This window comes from Rhodoferax saidenbachensis (assembly GCF_001955715.1).
Lineage (GTDB): Bacteria > Pseudomonadota > Gammaproteobacteria > Burkholderiales > Burkholderiaceae_C > Allorhodoferax > Allorhodoferax saidenbachensis.
This window is the reverse complement of record NZ_CP019239.1, coordinates 3,611,746-3,625,271: the sequence shown is the minus strand read 5'-3', so window position 1 is coordinate 3,625,271 and position 13,526 is coordinate 3,611,746. Positions and strand designations below refer to the sequence as shown.

Genomic DNA, 13,526 nt, shown 5'->3' with positions numbered 1-13,526 from the left:
GCATGAGCAACGCCGGGCCGCCCCAAGTTGCGAAGGCCCCCTCGGGGGGCAGCGCAGCACACGCAGTGGCAAGCGTGGGGGCGACAGACCTGATCGAGAAATACCTCGAATATGTGCGCGTCGAGAAACGGCTGGCCGCGCGCACGGTAGAGCTCTATGCGCTGGATCTGCAAAAACTCAGCAGCTTTGCCGCCAAGGTCCCGGTTGCGCTGCCGGACGTCAAAAACAACCATATCCGCCGCTGGGTTGCACAGATGCACAGTGGTGGGCGCAGCGGACGCGGTATTGCGCTGATTCTGTCGGGCTGGCGTGGCTTTTACACCTGGCTGGGGCGCCAGGGGCTGGTGGCCAGCAACCCGGTGCAGGATGTGCGCTCCCCCAAAGCCCCCAAACCCCTGCCCAAGGCACTGGCCGTGGACGACGCGGTGCAGTTTGCCGATTTCCAGAGTGACGACGACGCCTGGCTGGAAGCCCGTGATGCGGCCATGGTCGAGCTGCTGTACGGCAGTGGCCTGCGTGTGGGCGAGCTGGTGGGGCTGGACGTGGTGGCCAGCACCACGGCACGCGGCTGGGTCGACATGCAGGCCGCCGAGGCGCATGTACTGGGCAAGGGTTCCAAACGCCGCACTGCTCCCGTAGGCAAGGTGGCGTTGCAGGCGCTGGAGCGCTGGCTTCAGCTGCGCGGCCCCAGCGGCACACAAACGGCGGCACCCGTAGCCGCCACGCAGGCCGATGCGGCCAGCGCCCTGTTTACCGGTCGCAATGGAACCCGGCTGACCGCCCAGTCGGTCTGGCAACGGCTCAAGCGGCGCAGCCTGATGGCAGGCATGGCCACACCGGTGCACCCGCACATGCTGCGCCATTCGTTTGCCAGTCATATGCTGCAAAGCAGTGGGGATTTGCGGGCCGTGCAGGAACTGCTGGGCCATGCCAACATCACGACCACCCAGGTCTATACGCGGCTGGATTTTCAGCACCTTGCCAAGGCCTATGACGCAGCGCATCCGCGTGCAAAGTTGGGCCGCAAAAAAAACCGGGAAGACGCGCCCTGAGCCTGGGGCGCTGGGGCCTCAATGCGTTTGTCCGGGCTTGTGCATACGGGCCGGGTGATAGGCCAGTGCGACAGGCGACTCGGTGTACTGTTCCCGTATCTTCAGCATCTCGGGCAGGGCCGTGCGAAAGGCGGGAATCAGCGCAGGGTCGAAATGGCTCCCCGCGCTGTCTTCAATGGCCTTGACCGCCTCGGCAATAGGCCAGGCCTTTTTGTAAGGGCGTTCTGAACTCAGCGCGTCAAACACGTCGGCCATGGCAACGATTTGCCCCACTACGGGGATCTCCTTGCCTTGGAGGCCCAGTGGGTAGCCAGACCCATCCCACTTTTCATGGTGGGACAGGGCTACGGTGCGTGCCATGGACAGCAACTCGTCCGGATGGTCCCCCAGGATTTCCGCGCCCATATTGACATGCAGCTTCATGATCTCCCACTCGTCGGCGTCGAGTTTGCCAGGCTTGAGCAGGACGTAATCGGGCGTACCAATCTTGCCGATGTCATGCATCGGGGCAGCCCGGAAAAGCTGCTCTGCAAAGGCTTCACCCAGGCCCGCGGCCAGCGCTATCAAACGTGAGTAGTGCGACATGCGCAGTACATGGTGTCCGGTTTCGTTGTCGCGGAATTCGGCGGCACGCCCCAGGCGCCTGAGAATCTCCAGGCGCGAGTCCTGCAGTTCACGGGTGCGTTCGTTGACGCGGCGTTCCAGTTCACGTGTTTGGTCGTACAGGGCCAGATGGGTGCGAACACGGGCCAGCACGATGGGCGCGCTGAAGGGTTTGGTGATGTAGTCCTCTGCACCCAGGGTCAGCCCCAGCTCTTCGTCTTCCTGCTGCTCCTTGGCCGTGACAAACATGATGGGAATGTGGTGGCGCTCCGGGTGCGCCTTGATGCGTTTGCAGACCTCGTAGCCGTCCATGCCAGGCATCACGATGTCCAGCAGGATCAGGTCAGGCGGTGTGTCCGACAGGACGATCTTGAGCGCCTTCTCGCCATGGGTGGCGATCTTGAGGTTGTAGTGGGGTTCCAGAATGGCACACAGCAGGTCTATGTTTTCCGGCGCGTCATCGACCACCAACAAGGTGTGGGGAGACTGATGGGCTGTCATGGCGCAGCGGGGCCTTTCTCAAGTGGGGTATCCCCATCGTGCTTGTCCAACTCCCCTTCCAGAACCTGGAGCGCTTCCAGCGCACCTTCAAACTCATACTGTCGCACCAGATCAGCCCATCGGTTGAGTGCCGACGCAGTCACGCGACCTTGCAGCAGTGCGGTCAGGGGCGCTACCAGCTTGGCTGCCGCGCTGTCATCTTGGCCCAGCAACTCCGCCATGGTGCGCAACTGCGCCTGCAAGGCGGCGCGGTCTTGCGCTGTCAAAGGCTGTGCAAGGTCTGTGCCATGGGGTGGTGGCGTCTCCATGGATGGCAGGGCCGCAATCGCGCGGTGCAGCAACTCCAGGGGTTGCACCAGCGACCCCACCAGTGCGTAGGCGTTGCTGGAGGCGCCTTGTTTCAGGGCGTTTTCCAGGGCCTGCGCTGCCTGCACCAGAGAATCGGCGCCGATGTTGGCGGCCAGGCCTTTGAGCGTGTGGGCCAGGCGGTGGGCGCTGTCAAAGTCATCGCGGTTCATGGCGCTGCGGATGTCCTGCACGGTGTGGGCGTGGCCCTGGGTGAAGCGGTCCAGCAGGCGGCGGTACTGCGCCTGGTTGCCGCGCAGGCGCTGCAGGGCGCCACGCACATCCACCCCCGGCAAGTCGGGCAGGGGCTGCGCGTTGGCGGCGGTTGGTGCGGCGGCTACCGAAGGTGTTGTCTGTGTCGCGTTGACGCGCCCGGGGCGCATCCAGCGCAGCAGGGTTTCCAGCAACAGCTCCACCACGATGGGTTTGGAGATGTGGTCGTTCATGCCCACGGCCAAGCATTTCTCGCGGTCACCGGCCATGGCGTTGGCCGTCATGGCCAGGATGGGCAGGTCGGCAAACCGCGGGTCGGAACGGATGCGCCGGGTGGCCTCAAAGCCGTCCATCACCGGCATTTGCCAGTCCATCAATACAGCGTCGTAGGCGTTTTTTGCGACCTTATCGACGGCCTGGGCGCCATCGCTGGCCAGGTCCACCGTCAAGCCCGCCTCGGTCAGGATTTCGGTGGCCAGCTCCTGGTTGACTTCGTTGTCTTCCACCAGCAGCACATGGGCGCCCCGCAACTGGGCGGCCATGGCCTCGTAGGTGGCCCGGCGCAGGGGGGGGCTGGCGATCTGGCGGGTGTGGCCCAGTGCCAGGGAAATCGTGTTGAGCACGGCCGAGGGGTTGACCGGTTTTTCCAGAATGCCGTCAATACGGACGTCGCTGGCCTTTTCGATCAAATCGTCGCGGCTGTAGGCGGTGACCATCACGGTGGCCAGGGTTTCGGAAATGCCTTCGTTGCTGCGGATACGGCGAATGGTTTCCACGCCGTCCATGCCGGGCATCTGCCAATCCATCAGCACCAGGTGGTAGGGGTGGCCGAGTTGTTGTGCGGATTGCAGCTCGGCGATGGCGCTGGCACCATCGGCGACCGAGTGCACCTGCAGGTGCAACGAATCAATGATGCCGGACAAAATCTCGCGCGCGCTGCCGTTGTCGTCCACCACCAGCACCCGCAGTTTGCGCAGGGCCGGATTTTCGGCGGGGGTGTTGTCTTTTTGTTGGGCCTGCAGTCCCAGGCGCGCGGTAAAGAAGAAACGGCTACCCACGCCCACTTCACTCTCGACCCAGACCTTGCCTTCCATCATCTCCACCAGCCGGCGGGTGATGGTCAGGCCCAGGCCGGTCCCGCCGTACTGCCGTGTGGTGGAGGAGTCTGCCTGTACAAAGGCCGTGAACAGCTTGGCAATTTGTTCGGGTGAAATGCCGATACCGGTGTCCTGCACCTCAAAGCGCAGCATGGCGCTTTGCGCGCTTTTTTCCAGACACTTCACACGCAGGCGGATTTCGCCCTGGTGCGTGAACTTGATCGCGTTGTTCATCAAATTGAGCAGCACCTGGCCCAGGCGCAGTTCGTCACCCACCAGTTCAGTGGGCACTTCGGGCGCCACGTCGAACAGCAGCTCCAGTCCCTTGTCCTGGGCTTTGAGTACCGAGACAGCTGCCAGATGCTCCAGCGCATGTTCGAGCGAGAAATTACGCTGCTCAAAGTGGAGTTTTCCGGCCTCGATCTTGGAGAAGTCGAGTACGTCGTTGATGATGCCCAGCAAGCCCTGGGCGGCGGTGTTGGCTTTCTCCAGGTAGTTGCGTTGTTTGGGCGTCAACTCGGTGCGCAGGGCGAGGCCCGTCATGCCGAGCACGGCATTCATGGGGGTGCGGATTTCGTGGCTCATGTTGGCCAGGAAATCGCTCTTGCTCTGGTTGGCGGCCTCGGCCAGGCGCTTGGCTTCCAGCATGGCTTCTTCGGCGCGGATGCGTTCGGTGGCGTCCAGCCCGAAAGAGATCAGCGCCACGCGGGAGTCCTGGGTGGCCGACTGCACGCTGTTGCGCCAGGCGATCATGCGCCGCTCGCCGGCTTTGGTCAGGATGTCCTGCGTCTGCGATTGCGGCACGTCGGCGGCGATGTCACTGAAGGTGCGCATTTGCCAGACTGCGGGCACGGGCAGCAGCGGCAGTTGTGCCCACTTCTTGCCCATCACCTCGCTGCGCTGGTAGCCGGTTCCTTCTTCTGCCGCCGTGTTGAAGATGCTCACGCAACCATGCGAGTCCACCCCCACCACCATGACGCTGGCGGTGTCGATCAGGCGCTCCAGCATCTCCTTGGCCTGGCGTGAGTTGATTTCCTCACATTCCAGCGCCACCATCGAGGTGTGCAGGCCGTCGCTCATCTCCCGCAGGGCTGCCAGCAGTTGCCCCGCCTCGTCGGCATAGGGCTCGGTGTCCTGGATCTGGAAGTCGCCTGCGGCCACGCTGCGTGCGATATGGACCGCCTGGCGCAGCGGGGACAGGATGCTGCGCCGGATCAGCGCCGATACGGCGATGGCGGCCGCCAGTGTGCCGAACAGGATGGCCAGTTGCAGTTTGGTTGCGTGGTCAATCTGTGCGCGTGCCTTTTCCTCGTCCAGCGCCGCGCGCTCCTTGGCCATGACCACCACCTTGTCGATGGCTGCGCGGTGGTTCTCATAGTGCCGGGTCATCTGGGCCAGCGCCCGCTCCATGCGCGGTCGGTCATTCAGGTACAAGGCTGGCAAAAACTCCTTGGAGGCCAAACCGTAGAAAGCCAGGGCCGGTGCGTAGGCCTGTTTGAGCAGAGCATCCGCCAGCGCATCCTCCAGGTTGGCCTTAAGCCAGAATTCGTGGCGTTGCTGGTAGTCCTGTTCCAGTTTTTTCAGGCGGTCTATCAGCACGCCCTGTTTCATGCCGTCCACTGCGGTGGTGAGCTGCAGGCACACCAGGTAGGACTCGATGATGTAGGCCGGGGGCGGCAGCACATCGGAGACCAGGATCTGGCTGCTCTCAATGCGCTGGAAGATGGGGCCACCCACCTTGAGTTGGTTGAGCGTGCGGAAAGACCAGAAGCCGTAGGCCAGCAGCCCCAGGGAGAAGATGATGATGAGCAGGCGCAGGCGGTGGCCTACCTTGAATCGGCGTAACAAGTCAGTGGTCACTGGGCACGGCGCCTCTGCAGAAGGGGGATCAAGACCGGCGACCGCCTGGCAGCTTGAATACGGCGACTGCGGCCACCTGCTCGGCGGCCAGGTTTTTCAGGCTGGAAGCGGCTGCCGCCATCTCTTCCACCAACGCCGCGTTCTGCTGCGTGGCCTGGTCCATCTGCATCACCGCTTCGCCCACTTGCTGCACGCCCATGGCCTGTTCGTTGCTGGCGGCAGTGATCTCACCCATGATGTCGGTCACACGTTGGATGCTGCTGACCACCTCGGTCATGGTGACGCCGGCCTGGTCCACCAGGGTGGAGCCTTGTTCCACACGGTCCACGCTGGTGTTGATCAGGTTCTTGATCTCCTTGGCGGCTTCGGCAGAGCGACCGGCCAGGGAGCGGACTTCACTGGCCACCACCGCAAATCCGCGGCCTTGCTCACCGGCGCGGGCCGCTTCGACGGCAGCATTCAGCGCCAGGATGTTGGTCTGGAAGGCGATGCCGTCGATCACGCTGATGATGTCGCTGATTTTGCGGCTGGATTCGTTGATGCCCTTCATCGTCTCGACCACCTGGCCGACGACGGTGCCGCCCTTGATGGCGACGGTGGAGGCGCTCCTGGCCAATTGGTTGGCCTGGCTGGCCGAGTCGGCGTTTTGTTTGACCGTGGCGCTGAGCTCTTCCATGCTCGCGGCGGTTTCTTCAAGCGCGCTGGCCTGTTGTTCTGTGCGGGCAGAGAGGTCGTGGTTGCCCAGGGCGATTTCGGAGCTGGCCGCGGCCACACCTTCCGAGCCGGCGCGCACTGTGGACACCACATTCACCAGGCTGCCTTGCATGTCGCTGAGGGCGGCCAGCACCAGGCCGGTTTCGCTACGTCCGGAGTTGTCGATGTCCATGGTCAGGTCGCCGGCAGCTACGCTGCTGGCGATGTTCACGACCTGGTTCAGGGGGACGGTGATCGCCCGGACCAGCATCCAACCAATCGCGATGCCAAGGGCGATGGCCAGTACCACCAGGACGGTGAACAGTGTCAGCGTGTTGCTGTACTGGATGCTGGATCGGTCATAGGCGGATTTGGCTTCAGTCAACTGGATATCGACCAGATCGCCGACTTCATTGGTCAGCGGGTCGATGGCCTCATAAATCGGCTTGATCAGGCTGACCACCTTGTCCTTGTCGCCCGCTTCCAGCGCGGCGCGCAGGCTGGCCACCACGGGGTCTGCCTTGGCCATCATGGCCGTCACTTTGTCAACGCCGGTTTTTTCCTCGGCGGTGAGCTCGGTGGCGATGTAGGCGCTCCACTGCTCCTTGATGGTGCCGGTACTCGCGCTGACCAGGGCCAGGGCCGCCTTGGGGTCCAGGATGCCGGCGCCGACCTTGTTGGCGCTGTCCACGATGTTGACAGCGTACATGTCCGACACGATCTTGAGCTGTTTGAGGGGGACCACCCGGTCGTTGTAGATGGTCCCTATGGACGCGTTCGTGATTTTGACTTCGTAGATTCCGAAGCCCGCCATGAAGGCGACGATGGCCACCAGCACCGAGAAGCCCATGGCAAGACGGGTGGATAGTTTCATGTCATTGAAGTTCATAGTGACATCCAACCTTTTTTATCGGTCCGAAAAGAATAGCACCGCCGTTGTGCCTGCAGCAGAAATTTGTGCTGCCTATGCGAGTCCGCACCCGGCTGACTGTACGACTGCCACAGCCGCTCGTGGCGCACAATCGCCCTATGAAAACCCTAAGACTGCGCGCCGGGAAAGAGCGCTCCCTATTACGTCACCATCCCTGGATTTTTGAATCGGCGATTCAGCGCGGCGGTGGTGATCCTGGTGAAACCGTGCGCGTGGAGTCGTCCGAGGGTCAGTTCCTGGCCTGGGCCGCATTCAGCCCCGCGTCAAAAATCCGCGCGCGGATCTGGAGTTTTGACGAGCAGCAGCGCATAGATGCTCCGTTTTTAATAGCTGCTTGCGCACAATCCATAAGGGCTAGAGGGCGATTTGACATAAAAAGTGACGGCGTGCGGCTAGTCCACGGCGAATCCGACGGCCTGCCCGGGTTGATCGTGGACCGGTATGGCGACACCTTGGTGGCGCAGTTCACGTCTGCGGGCGCCGAACGCTGGAAGGATGTGCTGGCCGACGCGCTCCTGGCCGAGACGGGGCTCACGCGTTTGTACGAGCGCTCCGACGCCAGCAGCCGTGGGCTGGAGGGGCTGCCCGAGGTCAAAGGCTGGTTGCGTGGCAGCGGCGAGACCAACCTGATCCTGCAAGAGCACAACTGGAAGCTGGCCCTGAGCGTGGCTGAGGGCCACAAGACGGGTTTCTACCTGGACCAGCGCGACAGCCGCAAACGCTTTGCCGATGCGGCGCAGCGCCTGCAGTTCCAGCGCGTGTTGAACTGTTATTGCTACACGGGCGGTTTCACCGTGGCGGCGTTGTCGGGCGGCGCGGCGCACGTGACCTCGATTGACTCTAGCGGACCGGCCATCGAGAAGGCGCAGGCCAACGTGGCGCTCAACGGCTTTGCCCCTGAGCGCGCCACGTTCATGGACGCCGACGTGAACGCATCTCTGCGCCAGTTCGCCACCGAGGGCCGTACTTTTGATGCCATCGTGCTTGATCCGCCCAAGTTCGCACCCACGGTGGCGCACGCCGAGCGCGCCGCACGGGCCTACAAGGACATCAACCGCCTGGCGTTCAAGCTGCTGGAGCCAGGTGGCGTGTTGTTCACTTACTCCTGCTCGGGCGGCATCAGCGCGGACCTGTTCCACAAGATTGTGGCCTCTGCGGGCTCGGACGCGGGGGTGGACGGCTTCATCACCGAGCGCATGGGCGGCGCGCCTGACCACCCGATGACCATTGCCTTTCCCGAAGGGGAGTATTTGAAGGGGCTGGTGGTGATGCGCAAATGAATGTGGCTCCCTTCACCTTGGGACGGTCCGGCGGTGAAGAGCCCCCCAGAGCGGGGGGCTTGAATAGACCGCTACACTCCCCACCTGCTGAATTTTGGATTCCACGATGAGCTTGATTCCTGCCACCATCCTTACGGGTTTTCTCGGCTCCGGTAAAACCACGCTCCTCAAACGCGTGCTCGCCGAGGCCCATGGCCAGAAAATCGCCGTTATTGAAAACGAGTTCGGTGAGGAAAACATCGACAGCGACATTCTGGTGAGCGACACCAATGAGCAGATCATCCAGATGAGCAACGGCTGCGTCTGCTGCACCATCCGCGAAGATCTGCGCACCACCCTGAAAGACCTGGCTGAGAAGAAACGCAAGGGCGAGCTGGACTTTGAGCGCGTGGTGATCGAGACCACGGGCGTGGCCGATCCCGGCCCCGTGGCACAAACCTTTTTCATGGACGACGAGATCGCCGAGAGCTACCTGCTGGACTCCATCCTGACGCTGGTCGACGCCAAACACGCCGTGCAGCAGCTCAACGACCGCCAGGAAGCGCGCCGCCAGATCGGTTTTGCCGACCAGATTTTCATCAGCAAGGCTGACTTGGTGTCCAAGGACGACCTCGACGCGCTGATGCACCGCATCAAACACATGAACCCGCGTGCACCCCAACGGGCGGTGCACTTTGGTGACGTGGCCCTGTCAGAGGTGTTTGACCTGCGCGGCTTCAACCTGAACGCCAAGCTGGACATCGATCCCGACTTCCTCAAGGATGACAGCCACGACCATGGGCATGACCACCACGACCATGAGCACGGTGAACATTGCGACCACCCGTCGCACAGCCACGACGACCATGGGCATGGCCACCACCATCACCATGACGACGATGTCAAAAGTTTTGTCTTCAAGTCCGAGCGCCCCTTTGACGCTGCCAAACTGGAAGACTTCCTGGGGGCCATCGTCAACATCTACGGTCCACGCATGCTGCGTTACAAGGGTGTGCTCTATATGAAGGGCACCGAGCGCAAAGTGATCTTCCAGGGCGTGCACCAGCTCATGGGCAGTGATTTGGGCCCGGCCTGGTCGGAAGGCGAGACCAAATGCAGCAAAATGGTCTTTATCGGTATTGATCTGCCCAAGGACATCCTGTTGCAGGGGCTGGAGCAATCGCTGGTGTAGTTCGTATGAAAAACTTTAATTTCTCGCAGGGAGTGCAATGATTGTCTCGATTTTGCAACTGATGGGTTTTACGAAGACGAAACCTGTACACTCGCGCGCCGGAGAAACCCCCACCGAGCACGCGCAGGCCAGCTCTGCCAGGAGACAAGAAGTGAAAGCCAAATCCGGGAAAAATACCAAAGCGATTGCCCCCAAGGGCAAGGCGAAACCCGTTGCCAAGCCAGTGGCCCCAAAAGCCCCGGCGAAGCCTGTTGCGAAACCGGTCAAGCCTGTGGCAAAACCCGTAGCCAAGGCCCCTGTCAAAGCCGTCGCCAAACCTGCTGCCAAGGCGAAACCCGTGGCAAAACCTGTGGCCAAGAAAGCCCCGGCAAAGCCTGTTGCAAAGCCAGCCAAACCAGCCGCCAAAGCCCCGGCCAAGCCAGTGGCCAAAAGTGTTGGCAAGCTGGTGAAGCCCGTGGCCAAACCAACACCCAAGGCTGTTGCCAAACCGGTCGCAAAACCCGTTGCCAAAGTACCGGCCAAACCGGTACCTGCTCCCGTCAAAATCAAGGAAAAAACTCCGTTGTCCGTCGCTCCTACTGCAGTCAAAGCTGCCCCCGTTTCCCCTGTTCCCGTGCCTGCCGCCGTTCCTGCCAAGGCGGGACGCCCTTCGTCGCGTCTGGCATCCCTGACCGTGCCCTCCATGGCGCAATCGGTGGCATCCACCGCTGCCAAGGCCAGCTACACCCAATCGGCACCTACCCATGTGATCGTTCCGGCTCTGCCTTCCTCCATCAAGAAGGACCCCAAGCTGGCCAACAACTGGAAAACCAAACCCGTGGCTGAGCTGACAGATGCGGATTTGATGGCCATGCCCGATTCGGAGTACATGAACGAAGTGCAGATGGCGGCCTTTCGCCTGAAGCTGTCAGTTCTCAAGCGCGACATCCTCAACAGCGCCGGTGAAACCACCGAGCACCTGCGCGAAGACACCTCCGTGGTGCCTGACCCGGCCGACCGCGCCACCATCGAAGAAGAACATGCGCTGGAGCTGCGCACACGCGACCGCGAACGCAAGCTGCTCAAGAAGATCGAGCAATCCATTTCCCGCATTGATGCTGGCGACTATGGTTATTGCGATGAGACGGGCGAGCCCATCGGTGTGGGCCGCTTGCTGGCACGCCCTACGGCCACCCTGTCGCTTGAAGCACAGCAGCGCCGCGAACTCAAGCAGAAGATGTTTGGCGACTGACCACGCCAACGCCATCACACGCCGAGCCTCCTAACCCGCTTCTATGGCCACCAAAGACGATCGTCCCGGTTTGCTTTCCAAGGTGGCCATGTTTGTCCGCAATCCGACCAAGGACTGGTCGGAGCTGGACAACCCGGAGCAGGAGCAGGAAAGCGGTTATGACAAGCAGGCCCTCAAGGCCATGATCGAGCGCAAGCGGCAAAACGACTTTGTCCGCAAGCGTGAGTTTGACCAACTGCGCAAGTTGCGCAACCGCGATCCCGCTGCCATGGCAGGCATGGCACGCGCCTCGTTTTTTCAGACCAGCATCTCCACCGATCCGGATGGGCGTGCGGTGACCCTGAAAAAAATCGATGAGATCGAGGCCCAGATGTCCAAGCAGTGGTGGAAGGGCAAGCAGGATTCCGCAGGTGGCCCCCAGGGTCCCGGATTCCCGGTTGCCAATCCTGTGGAAGGCGCACCCGCTGGCTCAACGGCCCATTCCACGCTGGCGCCCTCGGTGCCTTCTGTGCATTTTGAGCGCACGGAAGCGTCGGAAATCATGTCATCTCGCCCTCCTTCCGGGGCCACCGAATTTGCGCCTACCGAAATGGGCTCCGGCATGGCGCCCATGTCCCTCTCTCCGTCTTCGGCAGATCGCTCCATTCCGGCACGGGTGGCCATGGGGGCCATGGCGCAGGGCTATGACGGCTCCGAAGTCGGCTTCTCCACGTCCAAACTGTTTGCCATTGAAGTCGATGACATGGCCACCGACCCAGAGCTGGAAGAGGCCGCCATCCGTTTTGCCAATGGGGACGATGCCGGTGCAGAAGGCGGTCTGCTGGATGCGTTACGTGGGGATGCTCTGTTGCCCGATGTCGCACTGTCCTGGTCTGCGGCTCTGCTGGATTTGTACCGCGCGACAAACAAACGTGCCCAGTTTGACCATGCGCTGGCAGAATTCGGCGCCCGTTTTGAAAAGACCACCCCGGTGTGGTCGTCTCTGGCAGATGGCGTTCCTGCTCAGGCTTCGCAACACGCCACTGGAAACGCGCCGCTTGCAGCCTCTGCCCGCAGTAGCGTGATCTGGGAATGCCCAGCCGATTTGAATGTGGCCGCCATGGAGGCATTGCGCGAGGCCATGTCTTCGCGCCCCATGCCCTGGCATCTGGGGTGGTCGTCGCTCGAGCAGATATCGGCCGACGCAATGCCTTTGCTGGCAGGGCTTTTCAGCAGCCTGTGTAATGAGCCCGTGAGCCTGCGTTTCAGTGGCGCGAACAACCTGGTGCAGCTTCTGCGTGCCATGACACCTTCGGGTGACCGGGGCGTGGATGCGGTGTGGTGGGATGTGCGGCTGAATGCTTTGCGCACTCTGCAGTTGCAGGACGAATTTGAATTGGCCGCACTGGACTATTGCGTGACGTACGAAGTGGCGCCGCCTGCTTGGGTAGAGGCCCGCTGCCAGTGCGAAAGTGTGCCCGCAGACACCGCGGTTACACAAGATGCCGGGTGGGCTTCTGGAGGTGCGAACGCAGCGACGGCGCCTATGGGGCTGGATGGTGGCCCGGCAACCAAACTGGAGTTGCGCGGCGAGGTATTGGGTGACGCTACCCAGGCACTGGCCGGGCTGGACGGCACACACCGCAGTGGCGATGCGATTGTGGTGTCGTGCAGTGCGCTGGTGCGCGTGGATTTCTCGGCCGCGGGCAGCATCCTCAATTGGGTGGCGGTGCGTCAGTCAGAAGGCTGCCAGGTTCAGTTCCGCGACGTCAACCGCATGGTCGCGGCATTTTTCAGCGTGATTGGCATCAGCGAACACGCACGCGTGGTGCCGCGCTCGCTGTAGCGTTACAAATCTGCGGTGCTGCTTGCTGGAGCGGTATTGTGTAACAGATAAAGTGGCTGCGCTTCAAGCATCACTTTCACATAGCGCGCTAAGTGCTTAATTTAGAACGATTTTTGCAGCAAGTCGACCTCCAAAATCGCTTCTAAGTCGTTGATTTCATTGGAAAAAATTCGCAATTGCCCTATTGCAAGCGCGTCTTTTGCTGATACAGTGCAAAAAAGTGCAATTAAGTGGTGAAAAGTGCCTCCGAATTGCCTTGCGTCTGTGTTTTCGCCAAAAGAGGTGTTCTGTCGTGTTTCAAGGGGCTTCGTCTCTCAGTCTGGATGCAAAGGGTCGGCTTTCTGTGCCGACCCGGCACCGTGACGTCCTGAGTGCGACGGCTGCCGGTCAAATCACCATCACCAAACACCCGCACGGGTGTCTCATGGTCTTTCCCCGCCCGGAGTGGGAGAAATTCCGGGAACGCATTGCCGCCTTGCCCATGTCGGCCCAGTGGTGGAAGCGTATTTTTCTGGGCAACGCCATGGACGTGGAAATGGATGCCACCGGACGCGTGCTGGTGTCGCCAGAACTGCGCGAAGCTGCGGGCATCGCCAAGGACACCGTGCTGCTGGGCATGGGCAACCACTTCGAGTTGTGGGACAAGAGCACCTATGACGCGCAGGAAGCGAAGGCCATGCAGGGCGAGATGCCCGATGTCTTCAAGGACTTTTCCTTCTAAGGT

9 protein-coding genes are annotated in these 13,526 nt (G+C 61.7%); 6 read left to right on the top strand and 3 right to left on the bottom strand.

Annotated elements, in window-relative coordinates; all coding sequences use genetic code 11:
• Positions 1–2: 2 nt before the first annotated feature.
• On the top strand, positions 3–1,052 hold the full coding sequence (locus RS694_RS17290) for a tyrosine recombinase XerC (protein WP_081708632.1): 1,050 nt from the start codon (positions 3–5) through the stop codon (positions 1,050–1,052).
• Positions 1,053–1,070: 18 nt separating this feature from the next.
• On the opposite strand, the gene RS694_RS17285 is transcribed toward RS694_RS17290, so the two are convergent.
• The 3 genes from RS694_RS17285 to RS694_RS17275 are packed head-to-tail and all read right to left on the bottom strand — an operon-like array spanning position 1,071 to position 7,253.
• The gene (locus tag RS694_RS17285) at positions 1,071–2,156 is read right to left on the bottom strand and encodes an HD-GYP domain-containing protein (RefSeq protein ID WP_051391884.1); all 1,086 of its coding nucleotides are present in this window, start codon (positions 2,154–2,156) and stop codon (positions 1,071–1,073) included.
• Positions 2,153–5,671, bottom strand: a complete 3,519-nt coding sequence (locus RS694_RS17280; protein ID WP_051391883.1) for a response regulator — start codon at positions 5,669–5,671, stop codon at positions 2,153–2,155. Before RS694_RS17280 ends, RS694_RS17285 begins: the two co-directional genes overlap by 4 nt.
• A gap of 28 nt (positions 5,672–5,699) precedes the next feature.
• Positions 5,700–7,253 carry a methyl-accepting chemotaxis protein gene (locus tag RS694_RS17275; RefSeq protein WP_037247340.1) on the bottom strand — a complete coding sequence of 518 codons (1,554 nt, stop codon included), beginning with the start codon at positions 7,251–7,253 and terminating at the stop codon, positions 5,700–5,702.
• Positions 7,254–7,393: 140 nt separating this feature from the next.
• On the opposite strand from RS694_RS17275, the gene RS694_RS17270 reads away from it, so the two are divergent.
• From RS694_RS17270 to mraZ, 5 genes are all read left to right on the top strand, one after another.
• Complete coding sequence (locus tag RS694_RS17270) at positions 7,394–8,575, top strand: class I SAM-dependent rRNA methyltransferase (protein ID WP_029707822.1); 1,182 nt, start codon at positions 7,394–7,396, stop codon at positions 8,573–8,575.
• A 106-nt stretch (positions 8,576–8,681) separates the two neighbouring features.
• On the top strand, positions 8,682–9,746 hold the full coding sequence (locus RS694_RS17265) for a CobW family GTP-binding protein (RefSeq protein ID WP_029707821.1): 1,065 nt from the start codon (positions 8,682–8,684) through the stop codon (positions 9,744–9,746).
• 445 nt (positions 9,747–10,191) lie between these two features.
• The gene (dksA, locus tag RS694_RS17260; protein WP_076070067.1) at positions 10,192–10,977 is read left to right on the top strand and encodes an RNA polymerase-binding protein DksA; all 786 of its coding nucleotides are present in this window, start codon (positions 10,192–10,194) and stop codon (positions 10,975–10,977) included.
• A gap of 43 nt (positions 10,978–11,020) precedes the next feature.
• Positions 11,021–12,802: an STAS domain-containing protein gene (locus tag RS694_RS17255; RefSeq protein ID WP_029707818.1), complete on the top strand. Its 1,782-nt coding sequence runs from the start codon at positions 11,021–11,023 to the stop codon at positions 12,800–12,802.
• Positions 12,803–13,094: 292 nt separating this feature from the next.
• Positions 13,095–13,523, top strand: a complete 429-nt coding sequence (mraZ, locus tag RS694_RS17250) for a division/cell wall cluster transcriptional repressor MraZ (RefSeq protein ID WP_029707816.1) — start codon at positions 13,095–13,097, stop codon at positions 13,521–13,523.
• Positions 13,524–13,526 lie beyond the last annotated feature (3 nt).

Bases quoted from the DNA above. Each gene is read 5' to 3' on its own strand.
- RS694_RS17290 (WP_081708632.1), top strand. From the start codon at position 3: ATGAGCAACGCCGGGCCGCCCCAAGTTGCGAAGGCCCCCTCGGGGGGC.
- RS694_RS17285 (WP_051391884.1), bottom strand. From the start codon at position 2,156: ATGACAGCCCATCAGTCTCCCCACACCTTGTTGGTGGTCGATGACGCG.
- RS694_RS17275 (WP_037247340.1), bottom strand. From the start codon at position 7,253: ATGAACTTCAATGACATGAAACTATCCACCCGTCTTGCCATGGGCTTC.
- RS694_RS17270 (WP_029707822.1), top strand. From the start codon at position 7,394: ATGAAAACCCTAAGACTGCGCGCCGGGAAAGAGCGCTCCCTATTACGT.
- RS694_RS17265 (WP_029707821.1), top strand. From the start codon at position 8,682: ATGAGCTTGATTCCTGCCACCATCCTTACGGGTTTTCTCGGCTCCGGT.
- RS694_RS17255 (WP_029707818.1), top strand. From the start codon at position 11,021: ATGGCCACCAAAGACGATCGTCCCGGTTTGCTTTCCAAGGTGGCCATG.